Below are 20,134 nucleotides of genomic sequence, written 5' to 3'. Positions count from 1 at the left end.
GATTCAGGTTAATGGTGATTTTGAAAACAGTCTCAGTTTAAGATATCCGGCATATTGCCTGTATGGAAAGCTAAAACGTACCGTTTTTATGTTGTCGGCCAGGGACAATATCGCCGTGGAAATTTTTTTTTCTTCCATCAGGACTTTAAAGCAGCTGTAATAATAATCATTAAGCTTTTCTTTTTCTTTTGGGGCAAGAGGCCTTCCGGTATACTGATGGATCGCCTTAATCTGCAATATGTGCTTTTTAAAGTAATTTGCCTGGCTAAGGCTGGTCATGACACTGTTTTGCAATAACCTGTAGGTGGAAAGCACCTGTGCTGATTTGTAGGCCCTCAGCCCGGATTCTTTTAAAAGCATTACATAAGTAAACCAATCCCCAAAGGTCAGGTTCATGAAAATTTCAGGATATTGCAACGGGATATTGCGAAACATCACTGTGCAGGTAATGAGGTTATTTTTAGAAAGGAAATCTTCAAAATAAACTGTTTGGTCGGAGGATTCGTCGTGCAATTTCCTGCCGTCGGCTTCAGGATTATTTTCGGCCAGATAAATGGCATTTCCCGAATGAAGGACATAGTCAGGATTTGTATCCAAAAATGCAACCTGCTTACGGAGCTTTGCAGGATCAGACCAGTAATCGTCCCCGTCGCAAAGGGCAATGTATTCGCCTGTGCACATGGTAAGGGTGGTGAGGAAATTTTCCTTTCCGGGTATGCCTCCACCTCTGCGTTCCCGCAGGTTTAACCTTATTAGGTCAGGATACTGTTTTTGGTAATGAAGGAGAATTTCCCTGGTACCATCGCTTGAATTGTCATCTCCGATGACAATCTCAATTGAAAAATCCCTTTCCTGCATCAATACCGAATCAATGCATTTAGAAATGTAATCTTTCTGGTTATATGTAATGATATGGCAGCTTACTTTTGGTCTCATACGATCCATTCTGCTAATCCTATTCCGGTTTTCCCGAATCCGTTGCCATTATAGAACAAATATTTCTTACTGCCCACATTGATCACAGAAGGGTACGTCTGCATTGCAGCATCCCAGCCTTCCTCAGACAGGCCAATTCCTGCCCGCGAATCCATTCTTTCCCAATGTACGGCGTCCTTTGATTCTGCATACCCAATCCTGTAGCTTTCCTTTCCGCCTCTGTAGTCCACTGAACCTCTGTAAGTGAACCACATCTTGTACACACCATCTTCCTTAATCACAGTGGGCCTGGCCGTACATTCATATTGTTTCGAAGGCGCTATACATGTAATATTTGGGCGGTTCCAATCTATACCGTCATGAGAAAAAGCATACTTGATTTCGTATAAGGGTTCAGGTTTATCGTCAACAATTACAAATCCCGTACTTGAGGCGTACCATAAATGCCATACATTATCTTCTTTTAATACGAATGGCGAAGCCGTAAAAAAAGGTTCATTCCTATTGCGCTCTACTATGGCTCCCTGAAAAGCTTTGGTAAACGTGTCTCCATTGTCGTGGCTTATGGCCAATCCGATGGCATTCCTGTATGGCACTGAAACGCTTGGATTCCAGCCCACATAATACAGGTAAATACAGTTTTCAGAAATGCGTACTGCCGAGCAGGGCATGATGCCATCGTCATCAAATGTCCCGAGCGCACCTAAGTCCAGGATGGCTTTGTCGTGTTTGTAAAGCAATTTCGAAGGGTCCTTGCTGCTTACGTCAAAATAGGTCGGAATACTTTTTCCGGATTGGTTCCGGGGAGCATAATAAACCCTGATTGTTTCAGGATTAATCTGAATGGCTGTAGGAACACAGGCATGAGACACCATCCATTCATTGTCGTTATCCACATGCATCACTACGCCTCTTTTCAACCACATATCATCCTTTGGTTTTATGGGAAATACTGTCTATATCGATACTTTTATCTTCACGCATAGCCGACTTTGCACCAATCCATATGCTATATTCGGGCGTGTCTTTAGTAATGTTTGCGCCCATGCCCACCAGTGTGCCTTTACCAATTGTGGTTTCATCGCGTATCGTTGCGTTAACGCCGAAAAAAGCGTTTTCCTCAATAATGCAGCAACCCGAAATTACGACCTGGGAAGTGATAAATACATGGTCCCTGATTTCAGTGTGGTGCCCTATATGATTGCCGCTCCAAAGCACACAATTATTGCCGATTTTCACAAACGGCTGTATGGTATTGTCTTCAAAAATGAAGCAGTTCTCCCCTACATCGAGATCGGGCCAAGTCGTTGCTTTTGAAGAAATATAACTCACGCACTGGTAACCTTTTTGTTTGGCTTGCTCATATTTCCGTTTGCGAAGGAAATTCATCTGTTTGAAACTGATGGGTAAAAACATTTTGTATTGTGATGGCGGATACAGCCCCTCAATTTCGTCAAATGCTATTACGGGAAGGCCCCTGAATTCATTTTCGGTGATGTACTCTTTATCCAGCGTAAAAGCAACAACCTCATGGGGAGAATCGTGCTCAAAGTAAAAATGTGCGAGGCTCGCAAGCTGGCTTACGCCAAAAATTATAATTTTTTCCATCAGATTAACTCATAATTATTTAGGATCCGGTTTACGTCATCAATTTCATTATACATCAGGATGTCAATTATGGAAAGATTTGGCGTGAATGTATCCCGTTGCTGGGAATAGGCAATATTCCCTGATTTCACAAACTTCAAATTAATATTCCGCTCCATGAAATGCTCACTGGAATACAATGCCATTCCGCCGGGCAGGTTCAGGTAATCTGTAGCGTTTTCCTGTGTGCAGATATCGAGAACCCTTTCTTCGCCTTTTAAAAAATCATTCCCGTAATTTGAATACGAATGTACAAAAACCGTTTCTATATTGAGGTATTCCGAGACGCGCAGGATACTTTCGCAGGCCAAGGAAGCAATTGTGTCAGGATTCGTTTCCAATATGATTTTAACCAACGATAAAACTTCGTGAAAACAGGGTGCTTTCTTATAATTCTGCTCCAACGACCGGAGGAATTTATGTTTCCACAGCGGGTAAAGCGACTCGTTGATCATGGTTTCATTGATCTTGGCAAACGAACTTTGGTGCTTTAAAGGAACAGTAAATAAGTACGGCGCATTATTAATAAGAACGTTATTCCTGTTGATCCATCCCTGCTTTATAAAATTCACATCATCATACAATACAAATTTATCGACGGCCCTGATAAGCTGGAAATAAGTCACATACGGAAATATATAAGGCTGCATTACCGCAATTTTCATACGCTCAGGTTTGTATTTACGATATGTGCAATTCTTTCCAGATCCGTTAACGGCATATCAGCATATAAGGGCAAACACAGGATACTTGAGGAGACGCTTTCAGAATTCGGCATCGGACTGTTCTTACAATAAGGCAAATTATTGAGCGATGGGTAAAAATACCTCCGTGGGATGACATCCTCTTTTACCAATGCCGATTCGATTTTAAGTAATTGCGCTTCATCCTGAAAAATGACAGGGTAATAGCTGTAGTTCCACTCCGTAAATTCCCTGATCTTCATTCGCTGCAGCAATGTAAAATCAAGATGCTCGTTATAGAACGTCACTGCTTTTTTACGGCCCTCTGTGATGTGCGTCATGTAAGGCAAAACCGCCAGGCCTAACGCAGCCTGTAATTCTGACATCTTTCCGTTGATGCCGAGCCCGTGAAAATCAAGCGCTGTTTTATGCCCGAAATTATGGCTTTGGTAAAATTTATCGAACAACTGTTCGTCATTGCAAAACACAGCGCCGCCTTCCCCGGTATGGAACAACTTTGTAGCGTGGAAGCTGCAGCTGCTGGCCGTTCCATAATCAAAAACAGATTTTCCTTTGTAGGTTACACCGAAGCAGTGCGCTGCATCGTAAATGACTGCAAGGTGATGTTCACGTGCAATGGCTTCAATCGCCTCGAGATGGCAGGGATTCCCAAAAACATGTGTCGCAAGGATCGCGGTGGTCTTATCGGTAATCGCATCCTTAATTTTATTTTCGTCAATAGTGAGGTATTCCGGATGTATATCTACAAACACCGGCGTACAGTTTTCCCAGACAATTGCGGAGGTTGTCGCTACATACGAAAACGGCGTAGTGATGATTTCTCCATTTTTCCCCAAAAGCTTTAAGGCAATCTGTAATGGAATGGTGCCATTATTCATCAATATTATATTGGAAACTTTGAGGTGGTTTTTTAGGTTCGCTTCAAGTTCTAAAACCAATTCGCCGCGATTTGTAAGCCATTCGTTTTTCCACGCCCTTTGCAATTGGGACTGGTATTCCTCAATCGGCGGTAAGAAAGTCTTCGTAACGTTTATCTTCATCTTAGGTTCTGCCATTTAAATTGGGGCTTTACATAACCCGGTTCCCTGCCCATATATACACCCACGTCCCTGCTGCCGTCCACGACAATAAAAGAAACGATGTCATTTTCAACAAAAACTGCTTCTCTTTTGTCTTTTACAATGAAAAGGGAGAGGAAATACTGTCCCGATTGAAAAAAATCAGCGGGAAAAACACAGCACAAACGATTGTTCCCAGAAGCCAAGGCCGCATCGCTTTGCGCATTGGTAAATGAAAACATCGCTTCGCCTATTTCATTATAAAGATGGTAAGTCACGATATAGCGATGTGGTTCAGCGTCGTGTATATCAATATTTGTAAGCAGCTCTATTGGCAGGCTTTCGTCAATCGGGTCCAGCACCGACATTCCTGCATTTTTCAGGCTGATTTCATGGAGTGCAAAAACAGCGTTTGAATATTTGGCACCAAACTGTTTGCTGTTGATTACCGCACTGTTCCCTTTCAGATAATAACTTATCGCATTATCAATCGGGGCATTAAACACTATTTTGCCATTTTCGATTACAATTCCCCTGTTGCAAAGGCTCTTGACTGCCGCCATATTGTGGCTTACAAATAAAACCGTCCTGCCTTCGCCTCTAGAAATATCCTGCATCTTGCCGAGCGCTTTTTTCTGAAATTCGGCATCGCCTACCGCAAGGACCTCATCAATGATCAGGATGTCAGGTTCCAGAAAAGCCGCCACTGCGAAAGCCAACCGCACCGTCATACCGCTGCTGTAGCGTTTTACGGGAGTGTCGACGTATCTTTGGCACCCGCTGAACGCTACGATTTCACTGATTTTAGATTTGATCTCCTTTTTCGTCATTCCTAAAATGGCACCGTTCAGGAATATATTTTCCCGGCCGGTAAGTTCGGGATGAAACCCTGTGCCCACTTCCAATAAGGAAGCAATCCTGCCATTAAATTTTATAGTTCCCGTGGTGGGTGAAGTCACTTTGGATAAAATCTTTAAAAGGGTTGATTTTCCCGCGCCGTTTTTCCCGATGATCCCGAGTACTTCCCCCTTATTGACTTCAAAATTGATGTCTTTCAATGCCCACACATAATCGCTTCCGCCCATACTGCTCCTGTCATTGACGTCACCGATTTTCAAAAACGGGTCTTCTTTGCCCCTGACTTTATGCCACCAGCGGTTGAGGTCATGGCTGATCGTACCGGTTCCAACCTCACCTAACCTGTATTGCTTGGATACGTCTTCAACTTTAAGGATGGTTTGGGTTTCTGAGGGCTTTGAAATTTGATCTTTAATCATCTGAGAACAATTTTAAATCTGATGCGACCATTTCAGTAATAATTTGATTCAGATTGTACTTTGGTGTCCAATCCAGAACCGCTTTTGCTTTTGAGGCATCTCCAATCAGCAGGTCTACTTCGGTTGGGCGGAAATAATCCGGATCAATTTTCACGACGGTTTTTCCTGTTTCCAATTGATACAACGGATTATGGCATGACGCCACTATACCGGTTTCATTTTCATTTTCGCCTTCAAATTCCAATGTGATGCCACATTGCTCAAAAGACATCTTGACGAATTCCCTGACCGGAGTCGTGATCCCTGTTGCGATTACAAAATCCTGTGGCTTTTCCTGTTGCAGCATACGCCACATTGCTTCAACGTAATCTTTTGCATGGCCCCAGTCCCTTTGTGCATTGAGGTTGCCAACATATAAGATATCCTGCTTGCCCAAAGCGATTTTTGCGGTAGCCATGGTAATTTTCCTGGTGACAAAAGTTTCGCCCCTCAGGGGAGATTCATGATTGAATAAAATGCCGTTGCAGGCAAACATACCATAAGCCTCCCTGTAGTTTACCGTAATCCAGTAAGCATAAAGTTTTGCAACACCGTAGGGAGATCTCGGATAAAAAGGGGTGTTTTCATTTTGAGGCACTTCCTGTACTTTCCCGTATAATTCAGATGTTGATGCCTGATAGACTTTCGTTTTCTTTGTCAAACCTAAAATCCGGACCGCTTCCAAAAGCCTCAACGCACCGGTGCCATCAACATTTGCGACATATTCCGGAGTATCGAAACTCACCTTAACGTGCGACATCGCGCCGAGGTTATAAATCTCGTCCGGCTGGACATCCTGTATGATTCGTATTAAATTGGTAGCATCTGATAAGTCACCATAATGCAGTATGAACTTTACATTGTCTTCGTGAAGATCCTGAAACAGGTGATCAATCCGTTGTGTGTTAAATGACGATGCCCGCCTTTTGATTCCGTGTACTTCATAGCCTTTGGCCAATAATAGTTCGGCCAGATATGCTCCGTCCTGTCCGGTAATTCCTGTGATCAAGGCTTTTTTCATTTTGCAGATGATTTGATTTTTTACTTGCTTTTTATGTTATCGGTTGGCAAGAAGGCTTTCTATAAATTCTAAATCTTCGTCGGTAAGTTCGGGATAATTTCCGCAATAGAAACCATTTGAATGCATCATATCTGCTCCGGGCAATTCAAAAAGCCTATCCGTATATTTTTTATAGAAGGGCTGCTCCTGCATATTTCCTGCAATCATCGGCCTTATCTCCACGCCGCCCTCGCTGAACTTTTCAAGGTAAAAATCCCGAAGTTCAGGCGTTTTGCATACAAATGGAAATGCGAATGTCGAAAGTCTTTCAATATGACTGTGATCCAATGGAATAAAATCAGGGTTCCTTTGTACCACTTTCTCAATACGCAGGTAATTCATTTCCCGCCTATTGATATTTTCTTCGAGGAATTCCATTTGATATTGCCCTAAAAAGCCGGTAATCTCGGTGGGGCGAAAATTAAATCCAAGATCATAAAAGGTGTATTTTGCCTGAAATTCAGATTCAATATTGAATTTTGACCGCCATTTTTGTTGCTGTTCTGCAGAAAGATTCCTGTCCCATCCATTTGCCCTGACGATTCGAAGCATTTCAGACAGGTCGTCATCAGATGTGCATACCATACCGCCTTCAATCGTAGACATATGGTGTGCCACAAAAAACGAAAAAGTACTTCCGACCCCGAAATTCCCCGCTTTAACCCCATAGCTTTCACTTCCCAAGGATTCGCAGTTGTCTTCGATCAGGATGATGTCCCGTGCTTCACAAATACGCTTAATCTCCTCCATATCACCGGTAAAGCCAAGGATGTTGGTTGCAAAAAAAGCTTTGATATCATCTGTTTCCAACCGTTCCAAAAGATGATTGGACATCGTGTTGAGCGTTTTCGGTTCACAATCCAAAGCGATCGGCACCATGCCCATCTGGATAATCGGCATGGTATTCGTAGACCAGGTTAATGCTGAAAAAGCCACTTTATCATTGTCCTTTAATCTCCCCAGATTCTTTAATGCCTGCATTAATGCGAGGTTCGCGCTGCCGCCGCTATTGAAAAGGATGGCGTGTCTGCATTGCTGATGGTTAGCAAATTTTTCCTCAAACTTCATACATTCCACATCCATGCTTAAACGTCCTGCATTCAGGATGAATGCTGCAAGTGCCTTTTTTGTTTCAGCTTCGTTGATGAAGGCATTTCGCATTAATGGAATCCTCATGGCTGTATCTTTTTATAATTCATAATTACTTCGTCAATACCATCTTCAAGTGTGATTTTAGGGTTGAATCCTTCCTTCCGCATTTTGGACACATCCATGCATTTGCGCAGCATGCCATCGGGTTTTGATTTATCCCAGATAATTTCGCCATCGTACGCAGTTTTGGCGGCAATCAGATTGGCAAGATCCTTTATACTGATGTCTGTTCCCGGGCCTATGTTGATGTAGTCATAAGGCACCTCATTCTCGAAAAAATACAAAATGGCTTCAGAAAAATCATTGGTATGCAGAAATTCCCTTTGTGCGATTCCTGAACCCCATAAAGTTACTGATTTCTGTCCTTGCTTTTTTGCATCAGAAAACCGCTTCACCAAAGACGACAGTACATGGGCATGCTCAAGGTCAAAACTATCGTTGGGCCCATAGAGGTTACTGGGGATAAGGCTTAAGCCGTTAAAGCCATATTGTTTCTTATAGCTTTCCAGTAGTTTAACCCCTGCAATTTTGGCGATGGCATATCCCTCGTTCGTTGGCTCGGGTTTTCCATCAAGAAGGTATTCCTCACGCATGGGTTGTTGTGACTCTCTGGGATAGATACACGAACTCGCAATGAATACGAACTTTTTCACACCGTTACTATAGGCTGCGTGGATGACGTTTGCCTGCATCATCAGGTTATCGTATAAAAAGGAAGCCGGATGGTTTATATTGGCATTGATACCTCCCACTTTAGCTGCAATATGGATCACATAATCCGGCTTGTTGTCCAAAAAAAACCGGTTCACGGAAGCCTGATCTTTTAAGTCCAGCGCGCTGTGCGTGGCTGTAAGTATTGATTTATACCCCGTATCTTTGAAGCGCTGTAAGGTCTTTGAACCCAACATCCCTGAGTGTCCGGTAATAAATATTTTAGCTGATTTTTCAATCATCTTTTAGTTTTAAATATAGGCTTTATCAGACAGTGTCGATAAAACTTTTTTCAGCCCTGTTGAAAATAAATACGCCTAAAATGAATATTATTGTAGTAAAAGCAATCGTATAAATAAATCCTGACGATGAAAAACTACCCGTATCCAACACCATATATCTTGTCGTCTCGATAATAAATGCCATGGGATTCCACTCTACAATCCATGAAAAAGCAGGCATTTTGTTTCTTATAAGTGCTATCGGATAGTTTACAGCCGAAACATACATTAATAATTGTACTCCGAATGTAACGAGAAACGTGAGATCCCTGTATTTAGTAACCATTGACGAAATCATCATGCCAAATCCCAAACCAAGGACGCCCATTAAAATTATCAATACCGGGAAAAATACAATGGTTTTGTTTGGGCAAATATCAAATCCCATAAAGATATAATAGATGTAGAAAGAAATCAAAATGGCCAGTTGCAGTCCGAATTTCAAAAGGTTAGAAATTACTATGGATAACGGCATGATGATCCTGGGAAAATATACTTTGCCGAAAAGTCCTGCATTTGCCTTAAAAGTATCTGAAGTTGAAGTAAGGCATGCTGAAAAATAATTCCATGCGGTAATACTCGTCAGGTTAAACAGAAACGGGGGTATTGTGCCCGTATCTATACCTGCAACATTATTAAAGATGATGGTAAAAATTACAGATGTAAAGAGCGGTTGTATCAAATACCAAAGCGGGCCTAAGATAGTTTGCTTGTAAAGTGTAATGATATCCCGCTTGACAAAAAGCATCAAAAGATCCCTGTACTGCCAGACTTCTTTTAAGTGCAGGCTGAAGAATTTGTTTTTAGGTGTTATTTCAAAAAGCCAGTCTTCACTCTTTTTTTGATCCATTCAGGTTATTTTTCGAGAATCCAAATATAGTCATTTAAGGATAATTGCGGATACACAAATTAATATTACAAAAACAAAAAACCTCCTGATTGCTCAGGAGGTTTCTTTTATTGATGTTTCAGTGAAACTTAGTAAGCGACCTTCCTGGTCACCACCTCATTGTCAACCGAAGTGATCTGAACAAGCAATACCTGCTCCTCTGCCCTAAGGTCGTTCAACACGGCCTCTGAAGCATTGATCGCACCACGCTCATAAATCAGCCTGCCGCGGATGTCGAAGATCTTAACCCCTGACATCACGACTTTACCTGAATTGATGTGAAGCATGCCCTGGTCTTTGTAAACCACTACGCTGTTCGCATCAAATGTTGGCGTGTCAACCCCAAGCGGTGAAGACTGGTACACCACTTCGAACCTGTTGGCGAATGAGCCTTCAGCTGAAGCGAAGCTGTAAGCCCCCTGCTTGATGTTGTGCGTCACCCCAAGGAGGTTATCCTTAAGGTAAACATTCTGGTCCCCTGAGAACAAGCCGTCCATGTGATCCAGCTCGATGATGTAAGTTCCGGCCGTAGCGGCATTGAAGCCTAATGGCACCACGTCGGTATCCACGAATGGAAGCGGACGGGCCTGGATGACATAATTGTCATTACCGATCAAACTCGAAATCGATGAACCGCCTTCGATAGACCTACCGTCCATAGCGACATCCTCACCCATCGTAGCGCCTTCGGCGTAACCTACAAGGATCTGGTTCATCGCGTGTGCCGGTGTGTTCAGGTTGAACCACATACGGTGTTTCTCAGCCGTCTGTGCACTTCTGTAGAAAGCACCACCTTCAGCAGTCCTCATCGCATTGGTGAACTTAGCCGTACTTGCTGAAGATTTCAGCAGGATGAAACCTTGTCCTCCGCGGATGGCGCCTGTAGGCGCAGTACCTCCTGATTGTGCAGCAGTTCCTCCCAAAGTGTTGTAGGTAGCATAGTTCGCTCCTGAAGCGGCAGCCTGGCTGATGTGCGTCCAGAAGTAAAGCGTACCTGCGTTTCCTGGCTCGGCAAGGAAAAGGTCAGCATCAACAGTAGACGGGTAAGGGTTACCGATCATGTTGTAGCCCTGGCCACTCACCGTTACCGGGATCGTGTACTCACCGTTGCGGGGCACTCCGGTGAACGTTCCTGTCCATGGGGTAAGTGTCGTTGGGTGGTTGTTCGCAGAACGGATCATGTAACCTTTGGCAGCATCAAACGAAGTGGTTGATGGCGAAGCGATCTGAACAAAAGCGTTCGTTGGCTCGTCAAGGTTGTAGAAACGCGTGTTAAGCGTGTTCGGTGAGAACGGTTGCAGCAACTGTCCTGATACCGGGGAAGACCAGTAAACATAATCCTGACGGATCAGGTTCGCCGTCCTCTTGTATTTGATGTTACCTGTGTTGGCGATGTCCTGCGACTGCACCAGGTCAGAACCGTCCTCGAAAGTAAGGCTTCCGCCGCTGACGGTCACTTTACCGTTTACGTAGAAATCAAAACCACCTGAAACCGTTACGGTTCCGCTCTGGATCGTCAGTGTACAGGCGTTAAGATCGGCTACAGCGGTGAAGTTACCGTTGATGATTGCAGCGCTTAGAGAGTTAGGCGTACCATTGCTCCATGCTCCTGCACTCCATGTTGTTGTATTACCTCCTACCGTAACAATTGTTTCAGAAGAAGTGGCCGAAGCACATGGACCGCTTTGTACAACCGCACGGAAATGCGTCTCTACAGTAATTGGCCCTGTCATATATGTCGTGCCCGTATGGGCAATCGGGCTCCACGTCGTGAATGGGGAAACTGAACTTTCCCATCTTACTACAGCACCCGTGTGACCTGACAATGTCAATACGCTGCTTGAACCATTACATGTAGTTGAACCGCCGCTTACCGTACCGCCGACAGAAGCAGGCGAAACAGTTACGGTAGCCGCTGCAGCGTTAGCCTCGCCGCAAGCACCGTTCTGTACCACAGCCCTGAATTGGGTAGTCTGGGTAAGTGCACCTGAAGTGTAAGTATTGGTAATATTTGCAATCGGGCTCCATGTTGTAAACGGAGAAACCGAGCTTTCCCATCTTACGATTGTTCCGGTTTCACCTGACAACGTCAATAATCCACTGGTTGAGCCTGAGCAGATTGTTGTACCGCCTAAGACAGTCCCTCCATTAGATGCAGGATCAACCGTTACGGTAGTTGACGTCGAATTTGCTTCTGCGCAAGCGCCGCTTTGAACCACAGCCCTGAATTGGGTGGTTTGTGTAAGCGTACCTGAAGTGTAAGTACTCGCAATATTAGCAATCGGGCTCCAGGTTGTAAATGGAGAAACTGAGCTTTCCCATCTTACGATAGTGCCAGTGTTTCCTGACAACGTCAATAATCCGCTGGTTGAGCCGGAGCAGATGGTCGTGCCGCCTGCTACGCTTCCGCCAACTGATGCGGGATCAACCGTTACGGTGGTAGGTGTGGAATTTGCTTCAGAGCAAAGTCCGCTTTGGACCACAGCCCTGAATTCAGTGGTCTGCGTAAGCGTACCTGAAGTATAGGTGCTGGCAGTATTTGCGATCGGTGTCCATGTCGTAAAAGGACTTACGGAACTTTCCCATCTTACGATAGTGCCCGTATGCGTCCCCAAAGTCAATAAACCGCTAGTAGATCCCTGGCATATTGCTGTGCCGCCCGTTACAGCACCTCCGACTGATGCCGGATCGACCGTCAGCACACCGCTGACATAAGTCACTCCATCCCAGAAGTTTCCGCCTCCTGCACTGTAACCGCCGTATTGGTAATTGCAAGAATTAGTATGATAACGGAAAGTATAATAGTAAGTTCCTGAAGATAATCCTGAAAGGTTGGCTATATACTCATCATTATTGCCTGACTGCGTATTGAAAGTCGCCGCAATCCAATTCGTCCATGTTGCAGGATCTGTATTTGAAGTGCTGTAACCCAGTTCGGCAATAATACCTGCGCCTTGTCCCGCAGCTTCGGTTACACCTGACTTATACACTTGTCCATAAGCATCAAAATTACCCGAAGTGCAAATATGGCCTGTAGCAGGATACTGTAAATTCGCATAATCGACAGGACTGTTTACAGTGAGGTTGACCACGGCAGTAGTACTTCCGCAGGTGTTGTTTACCGTAATCGTATAATTTGCAGCAGCGGCAGCTACCGTCGGTGTTCCCGAAATTACACCTGTACTGGTATTGAGGGACAATCCTGATGGCAATGCAGGAAGTATGGAATAAGACGTTGCTGCACTTCCCGTAAATGACGGATTATTGGCCGCAATGGCATTATTGGTACAAGCCACAACAGTACTCGTTGTATAGCTGAAAGAAGTAGGTACCGTACAGCCTACAAATTCATCTGCACCGATATCCGGTGTAGCCGCATCGCGTGTTGCACAATCAAAATCTGTAGTTACTGAAACCACAGCCGCTTTTGCGTTCAAACTCGTACTGTTCGCAGCCACGGTATTATTAATATGCAGGTCGGTTGCAGAAGTAAATGTCGGAAGATAACTCACTGAATTCCCGTCTTTACCACTAAAAGCATTCCAGCTTCCGGCACCGCTTAAATTAGTATAGGAAGTTGCTCCGGCATTGGTCAATGTTACTGTCTGCACAACAGCAGCACCGGTGCCATTGGCAAATAAGTCGTTATTATCGGAAGTCAGGTTTGTAAATGTATTGTATGCAAATCCCATCGCCCTGTTCAGGTTGGCACCTGTTGATCCGGTTGACGTAAAAATGTTGTTCCTGATGTTAAGCACAGTTGCAGCGCTTGTCGAAGCCAATCCAAGTGATGGCCATGTTGCAGTACTCGTCCAAACAGAGCCGGTCACGGTAATGGTGTTGTAAAATACATTCACTGTCCCAACAACATTTCCAAGGAAAATACCGGCACCCAGATCCGGGCTGGTACCATTTGAATTGGCACCGCTAATCATATTATTAGCGATCAGTGTAGTTCCTGTATTGGTCGTAGTAGGAATATACACACCGATAGAAGAGAAGGTATCGGCTCCCCTGATAATGCCTATCGTATTGTTGGTCACTGTTGCGTTAATCACTTCATTACCGGTAAACGTTGTCGTTGAAATTGCTGTTCCACCCAAAGCGATACCAAACGCATCATCGTCCGGGCTCTGGACGTTGCCGATATTATTTCCCGACACTGTAATGCCGTTTTCGAAACCCACCAGGATACCCGCTGTCGCTATGTTATTTGGTGAAGCAGCAGTAATAACGTTTTGGTTGATGATCGTTCCGGTATTTTTATTGGCAGCACTTAAGCCTTTAGAATAGATTCCATTTTTAGTTTTGCTGATGTTATTATTTACAAAACTATTGGAGTTATTTCCTGTTCCACTCGATGAAGCACTGATGCTTGACGATCCTGATCCGACACCAAACAATGTTTGTGTATTTCCGCTGCCAGTCAGGTTACAGTTTTTCACGGTATTGTTTGTCGCACCATCACCGGTTGCAGTCTGCAGCCAGATTACGGCACTTGTTGTACTTGTACTGTTATTTGTAAAAGTAATATTCCTGCTTGCCGCAGAAGCCGGGCAAACCGTATTTGCAGTTGCCGAAGTTGATCCGTCAATCGTAACATAATCAGCACCGTTGATGACAACCAATGCTGAGGAACTTGTTCCCGTAAAGACTGTATTGGCTTGTGTCGGCTTAATCGTCAGTGTATTTGTAGCATTGGCACCAGCGTTTGAATTGATTGTTATCGGATAAGTTTCCGAAGCATAAGTAGCGTCAGTCAGGCTGAATACCACCGGCCCTGTAATACTGCACCCGCCGTTATAAGCAGCAACTGCCGCTGTCAAAGTAACAAAGGTGCCGCCTGTTCCTACAGTGTAGGTTCCGTTAAGCGTATAATTTACAGTATAGCTGCTCGGCGTAGTCGGTGGTGTTGAAGCTGCTGGCGGATTGGCTGTAAATCCTGTTGCGCCCGCCGCCGGGAAAGCACTCACATTTATCGTACCATTCTGATCCTGTGCCACTATATAATAAGACACAACATCGCCTGAAACACTTCCGGTACCGATAGAAAAATTATAAGTATTCCCCGAAACAAATGTTCCTGTTGCCGCAGTATATGTACCATTATTAATCTTATAGTAAGCCACCGGCAAACCGGCACCCGTACCTACATTGCTTGGATCACTGATAGTTGCGGTAAGGGTTCTGGCCCCGCCAGTACAGGCTGATGCCAATGGGGTGTAATTTATGGTTGGTCCACTTAAATCAGAGGGTGTTTCATAAGCACCCAATGAAGGTGAACCAGCTCTTGCAGCGCAAACAATATCCGTTGTGATCCCCAAACCTGATGCTCCTGCACCTACGGCCGGAGAACCTATCTGTAGCACTAAATTAGTAGTACTGTTGTAAAGCGGATCTGTAGTAATCGATCCCGTCTCCCCTGCAATAATTGGCACCGTAGTAACATTCGTTCCGCTATTCAAACCTCCGGTCCTTCCATAAATGAAATTTCCTGTTGCAGGCTTGAAATAGTTATTGTTTCCTAAAGTAAGCCCTGTAAAGGTGGAATAGGCAATACCCACAGTATAACCATTCATATTGGTTGTTGTTGTGTTCTCAAAAATATTATTCCTGACATTCGTCGCTGTACCTGCTCCGCTTCCTCCAATAGCCATGGCATAATTTCCTCCTGCCGTAACCACTGACGCAGTTGTTCCTCCCGACATGTATACTGAGTTAAAATACACATTCAATGTAGATCCCGCAGCACTGTTAATGAAGATACCCGCGCCGAAATCACCACTGGTACCATTAGAATTAATGGCCAACACAGCATTATTATTGATATTTGTAGTTCCTGTTGCTGATTGCCCTACTGCAATCGCAACTGCCGAAAACGCACCTGTATTGACAACGTTATTGACAACGTTATTGGCAATAGTCACATTTGAGGCTTCCTGTGTCCCGAAGCTTGTGGTCGAAAAAGCAGATGCAATTACATATCCCACACTAATTCCTGCAGTATCGCCACTTGTAAAATTCATATTGGCCACATTATTTCCGGAAATGGTAAGGTTATTCTCAAAAGCTGCCGTAATCCCTGTTTTCAAAACGTTATCCGGAGAAGCCGTATTGATCAGGTTTTGGTTAATCACCGTGCCGCTGTTTTTGCTTGCAGCACTTGCTCCAGCTGAATAAATACCGTATTGTGTTTTTGAGATATTGTTATTCTCAATCGTGTTATTGTTGTTTCCTGTTCCTAAAGAAGTGGTGCTGATTGTGCTGCTGCCCGATCCAATTCCAAACAGCGTTTGCGTATTGCCACTACCAAGAATGTTGGCATTGCGAACGATATTATTTGTAGCACCATCCGCAGCATTGGTCTGAAGCCAGACTACTGCACTTGTCGTACCGGTATTGGTATTGGTCAGTGTCAGGTTCCTGCTTGATGTTACCGCAGGACAAATCGTATTGGTTACCGGATTGTTCGACCCGTCGATGATAACATAATCTGCACCATTCATTGTAAACAATGCCGTAGCACTGCTTCCTGTAATGGCAACATTGACGCCTGTAGCCGGACGGATTGTTAAAGTATTTACTGCACTTACACCAGCAGGAGCACCAATGGTAATTGGAAAAGTCTCACTGCCATAAGAAGCATCGGTTAGCGAAAATACCACTGGTCCGCTCACGCCTGCTGCATTGAATTGCGCAACCGCAGCAGTGATTGTAGCAAAACTTCCGCCTGAGCCTACAGTATACGTTCCGCTCAAAGGTGTGGAAACAATGAGGTATGAATTTGCAGTCGGAGCCGATGTAACCGTGTTCACATCACTGGCAGCGCCTCCTGATGGATTGGTTGTAATATTAGCTGCTGCATCCTGGGCAATGACATAATATTGTATCACATCTGAAATAGCTACACCACCCATCAGCGAATTGTCGATGATGAAATCCCACGTACCGCTGGTTCCTGTACCGGTCATCAGTGTGCCTTGTGTTGAGAACCATGTTCCGGCATTTTTACGGAAATAAATCCTTGGCTGTAAGGCACCCGCAGTAGGAACACCCACGGCATCGGCGATGGTTACTGTAGCTAAAGTCCTGTTGGCCGTTGAAGTCGTATTGGTCAGTGTCGTATAGGAAATTGTCGGCGCAGTGAAATCCCCGGTTGTAAAGTTTCCTGCATCGGCACCGATATCAGTCGGCGTTAAGCCTGAACGGGTCTGTCCGTCATAATCATCGGTTACCCCTGCAATGGCAGCACCAGTTCCTTCAGCGGGCGTCACCAATACAGCACTGATATGTAAATCCGGCGCACCGCCTGCGGGGCTTATATATTTTGGATCGCCATAAAGACTTGCTGCGTCCTGCCCCACTGCGGTCTGCCACGCACCGAGGTTCGCCACATCCAACGAGTTGAAAAATCCAAAAACACTACCGGTTCCCGTTCCGTAATAAATATTGTTATTAATGGTAAGCCCACCCGGATTTACAGTAGTGCCTCCAACCCTTACGATGTAGTTCTTACCTGTAGCGCCACTGTTGCTCCTTGCGTTTACAAAGATGTTATTCCTGAATGCCCTTGTGACAGTGGTCTGTGTACTGTTAAACGCAAATGAATTCGCCGTTCCTGCAGTAACTGTCCCTCCAATGTACACACTGTTGTTATAAAAATTATCCGTCCCGGTGGATGACGGTTCGCTGATACCATTAATCTGTATTGCGTTGGATACACCTGCTCCGATAGCAATCATGTTGTTCTTAAAAGTAGTCGTTCCTGCTGACACCTTGATTCCACTGATTTCAGCAGAAGCGCTATTGGTCGTCGCAGTAAGATCATACATAAAGTTCCTTTCAACAGTGTTGGCTGTCGAACCGCCAAAAAGAATACCAGCCACGTTAGAAGCTGCAGTTGTATTTGTATTTGATAATGTATAAATAGTGTTTGAAGTTAAAGTATGCGACGCACTTGTTCCGGTTGAAGAGATCCCAATAACCGAAGCGGTAGTACTTGTACCCGTTCCTCCCGTTGCAACCAAATTACGGACGGTATTGTTGGTCAGTGTTGAAGCTGGTGCATTGCCATTCATTCCGATTAACTGTGCGGTAGTGGACGTACAATTGTTTTGAATCGAATTGGCCACAGTCCCCCCGACAAGGTTTGAACTGGCTATCCACGTAACACCTGAACCAGTCCAGCATCTTATTCCGTAAACAATGAAAGCACCACTTGCCCCAGCATTTGTAATGGTCATACTACCAATCTGGTTGCTGTTTGAAGTCCATAAATTGCTTCCAAAATTCAATATTCCGTAAATATCAGTTCCTGTAGTTGTATTGGTTGAAAACACGATTGAGCCGGTTGTCGATTGGCTGCCAATTATATTGGTATTACATGTCGTAACACCTTCATTAATCAAAATCCCTGTAAACGGACTTGAAGTGGTCGTCCCACTGGAAGTCACTCCGGTCATGCTTATTCCGGCTATGGTATTGCTGTCAATGTTCGATACAGTACCACCGTTTAATCCGTTGAATACAATTCCTGCGAACCTTCCTGTAGAGCCGGTTAGCGTGTAAACACCTGTTCCGGTATTACTTGCAAATCCGATGGTGTTGCCTGTTATGGTAAACCCTGCAGCACTCGTGGTATTGGTCACTTTAATCGCACTGTGAAGCACTGTTGTTGTAAACGTTCTTGTAGCAGTCTGGTAAAACTTATTGTTCGTAAAAATGTTGGCTGTCGCACCCGTTGTCGAATAAATTCCAGCACTTTCCACACCTCCATTGAAAATATCGAAGATATTGTTGCTTGTGATCGTATTTCCGCTATTGTTTAATGTCGTAGTTGTGGTCGTACCTGAGAAGTAAATTCCTTTAGATGGAAGATTACCTCCCGCCGGGCCGATGTTACAACTCGAAATCGTGTTGGTATCATTACCTGTAGTCGTTGCTCCCGAGCCAAACCAGATATTTCCTCCATTTGTACCCACTGGCATAGTCGATGATCCAAGTACGGAACAGTTGGTAATGGTGTTGCTTGTAGCATCTGCCTGGAAACGTATCGTCGATGTTCCCGAAGTTGAAGACGTACTGAGGTTGGATATTGTAAGTGAATTCCCACCCGAATTCAAGCCATTTACCGTAACATTATCCGCACCGTTAAAATCAAAGAGTGGCGCGCCGACTAAAGTTCCGCTGACAGTTCTCGCACCACTGGGATTAACCGTCATGGCAGTCCATGCCGCTGAATTATTTAAAGCTACAGATCCCGGCTCTGTTGTCACATCAGCAGTAATGAGTACCGTTACTGTCCCGGTATGCACTGCACCGCCGTTCAATGCTGCAAATACGCCGGTTGTCGTTGTCGTAAAAGTGGAATATCCTGTTCCTGCTGATCCCGTACCACCGGTACTCGAAACAATGATGGCTCCTGTTGCAGGTGTCCAGGAATAATTGGAACCACTATTATTGTTTAGGTTAAGCATTGAAGTATCATGCACCTGTTGTCCATTAGCAGTTACATCGGCATTAATTGCAGATAAAGTTCTCGGACTTGAATACACATAGAAACTTACCGCGGCAGACTGCCATGGAATAGTTGCTGTCCAGGTTGTTCCTGAACCTGTTGCCAATACCAATGCTGAAGTCGAAAAATTGTTGGTCGAGTACCTTACATAAATATTTTCCGAAGCATTCGGCGTACCGCTTGTAGTAATCGTTACCGTCCTGCCCCCAAACGTCCCACCGCTTTGCGCGACTGAGGAAAGTGTTACAGGGTTGTAGCTGGTTTCCAATACACTCATGAGTTGGTCAGCATAAGATGACCCCTTCATTAAGTTATAAGTGTAATAATAATTGGCCTGCGTTGCCGGAAGCCTTCCTTTGTTGTTATAACCTGGACCGCCTTCAAAGTTTCCCGATGCTGTAGCGGCATTCGGCTGGATTGTGGTATTGTAAGCGGAAAGATTTACGGTTGAAGCGCCGTTGGTAGATTTCACACCCCAGGTATTAAAATAACCGTCGGTGTTGAATTGCCAGTTTCTTGTCCCGGCTGAAGTCCCTGATCCGTTTTCTTGGAAACGTGCCTGAAACACACCACCTTTAAGCGTCATGGTTGTGTTCGTGTAAGTACCACTTACGTCCTGGTTGACGGACATCGAGGCCGGTTGTGCAAATAAGGGGGTACTGAATCCCGCCAACATGACAATCATCAATGCGACACTTAAGAAATGCGCCGCTTTTTCTGTTAAATTTTGTAGTTCTTTTTTCATAACGTCATTTAATTTGAATTAATAAGGGGAATTATTAAAAAAATCCATCAATTCGTAAGCATGTAAATGTATAATGTTTTTTAACATAATTTAACATTCGTGTTATATTTACTTAACT

At 44.5% G+C, this 20,134-nt stretch carries 11 protein-coding genes; all 11 read right to left on the bottom strand.

The annotated features are described in order from the left end of the window. Positions 1-3: 3 nt before the first annotated feature. Complete coding sequence (locus HYN49_RS06950; protein ID WP_181369007.1) at positions 4-936, bottom strand: glycosyltransferase; 933 nt, start codon at positions 934-936, stop codon at positions 4-6. Continuing rightward, complete coding sequence (locus HYN49_RS06945; protein WP_108903440.1) at positions 933-1,862, bottom strand: glycoside hydrolase family protein; 930 nt, start codon at positions 1,860-1,862, stop codon at positions 933-935. The genes HYN49_RS06950 and HYN49_RS06945 overlap by 4 nt, the downstream gene beginning before the upstream one ends. 1 nt (position 1,863) lies before the next feature. Beyond that, positions 1,864-2,544 carry an acetyltransferase gene (locus HYN49_RS06940; protein ID WP_108903439.1) on the bottom strand — a complete coding sequence of 227 codons (681 nt, stop codon included), beginning with the start codon at positions 2,542-2,544 and terminating at the stop codon, positions 1,864-1,866. Next, positions 2,544-3,248 carry a WbqC family protein gene (locus HYN49_RS06935; protein WP_108903438.1) on the bottom strand — a complete coding sequence of 235 codons (705 nt, stop codon included), beginning with the start codon at positions 3,246-3,248 and terminating at the stop codon, positions 2,544-2,546. Before HYN49_RS06935 ends, HYN49_RS06940 begins: the two co-directional genes overlap by 1 nt. Next, the gene (locus HYN49_RS06930; protein WP_245892292.1) at positions 3,245-4,327 is read right to left on the bottom strand and encodes a DegT/DnrJ/EryC1/StrS family aminotransferase; all 1,083 of its coding nucleotides are present in this window, start codon (positions 4,325-4,327) and stop codon (positions 3,245-3,247) included. Before HYN49_RS06930 ends, HYN49_RS06935 begins: the two co-directional genes overlap by 4 nt. Further along, positions 4,324-5,622 (bottom strand): ABC transporter ATP-binding protein, encoded by a 1,299-nt coding sequence (locus HYN49_RS06925; protein WP_108903436.1) that lies wholly within the window; start codon positions 5,620-5,622, stop codon positions 4,324-4,326. The genes HYN49_RS06930 and HYN49_RS06925 overlap by 4 nt, the downstream gene beginning before the upstream one ends. Continuing rightward, positions 5,615-6,682 carry a GDP-mannose 4,6-dehydratase gene (gene gmd / locus HYN49_RS06920; protein WP_108903435.1) on the bottom strand — a complete coding sequence of 356 codons (1,068 nt, stop codon included), beginning with the start codon at positions 6,680-6,682 and terminating at the stop codon, positions 5,615-5,617. Before gmd ends, HYN49_RS06925 begins: the two co-directional genes overlap by 8 nt. A gap of 36 nt (positions 6,683-6,718) precedes the next feature. Beyond that, the gene (locus HYN49_RS06915; protein WP_245892290.1) at positions 6,719-7,897 is read right to left on the bottom strand and encodes a DegT/DnrJ/EryC1/StrS family aminotransferase; all 1,179 of its coding nucleotides are present in this window, start codon (positions 7,895-7,897) and stop codon (positions 6,719-6,721) included. Further along, positions 7,894-8,826, bottom strand: coding sequence for a GDP-L-fucose synthase family protein (locus HYN49_RS06910; RefSeq protein WP_108903434.1), 933 nt, complete (start codon positions 8,824-8,826; stop codon positions 7,894-7,896). The genes HYN49_RS06915 and HYN49_RS06910 overlap by 4 nt, the downstream gene beginning before the upstream one ends. Before the next feature lie 25 nt (positions 8,827-8,851). Then, the gene (locus tag HYN49_RS06905) at positions 8,852-9,715 is read right to left on the bottom strand and encodes an ABC transporter permease (RefSeq protein ID WP_108903433.1); all 864 of its coding nucleotides are present in this window, start codon (positions 9,713-9,715) and stop codon (positions 8,852-8,854) included. A 128-nt stretch (positions 9,716-9,843) separates the two neighbouring features. Then, positions 9,844-20,016, bottom strand: coding sequence for a hypothetical protein (locus HYN49_RS06900; protein WP_108903432.1), 10,173 nt, complete (start codon positions 20,014-20,016; stop codon positions 9,844-9,846). Positions 20,017-20,134 lie beyond the last annotated feature (118 nt).

Origin of the sequence: Flavobacterium pallidum (assembly GCF_003097535.1) — a bacterium.
Taxonomy (GTDB): Bacteria; Bacteroidota; Bacteroidia; order Flavobacteriales; family Flavobacteriaceae; genus Flavobacterium; species Flavobacterium pallidum.
Note: the sequence above shows the minus strand (reverse complement) of the source record. Positions and strands in the feature narration are given on the sequence as shown.

Excerpts from the sequence above, each read along its gene's own strand:
- HYN49_RS06950 (WP_181369007.1), bottom strand. The coding sequence starts at position 936 with ATGAGACCAAAAGTAAGCTGCCATATCATTACATATAACCAGAAAGAT.
- HYN49_RS06945 (WP_108903440.1), bottom strand. The coding sequence starts at position 1,862 with ATGTGGTTGAAAAGAGGCGTAGTGATGCATGTGGATAACGACAATGAA.
- HYN49_RS06940 (WP_108903439.1), bottom strand. The coding sequence starts at position 2,544 with ATGGAAAAAATTATAATTTTTGGCGTAAGCCAGCTTGCGAGCCTCGCA.
- HYN49_RS06935 (WP_108903438.1), bottom strand. The coding sequence starts at position 3,248 with ATGAAAATTGCGGTAATGCAGCCTTATATATTTCCGTATGTGACTTAT.
- HYN49_RS06930 (WP_245892292.1), bottom strand. The coding sequence starts at position 4,327 with ATGAAGATAAACGTTACGAAGACTTTCTTACCGCCGATTGAGGAATAC.
- HYN49_RS06925 (WP_108903436.1), bottom strand. The coding sequence starts at position 5,622 with ATGATTAAAGATCAAATTTCAAAGCCCTCAGAAACCCAAACCATCCTT.
- gmd (WP_108903435.1), bottom strand. The coding sequence starts at position 6,682 with ATGAAAAAAGCCTTGATCACAGGAATTACCGGACAGGACGGAGCATAT.
- HYN49_RS06915 (WP_245892290.1), bottom strand. The coding sequence starts at position 7,897 with ATGAGGATTCCATTAATGCGAAATGCCTTCATCAACGAAGCTGAAACA.
- HYN49_RS06910 (WP_108903434.1), bottom strand. The coding sequence starts at position 8,826 with ATGATTGAAAAATCAGCTAAAATATTTATTACCGGACACTCAGGGATG.
- HYN49_RS06905 (WP_108903433.1), bottom strand. The coding sequence starts at position 9,715 with ATGGATCAAAAAAAGAGTGAAGACTGGCTTTTTGAAATAACACCTAAA.
- HYN49_RS06900 (WP_108903432.1), bottom strand. The coding sequence starts at position 20,016 with ATGAAAAAAGAACTACAAAATTTAACAGAAAAAGCGGCGCATTTCTTA.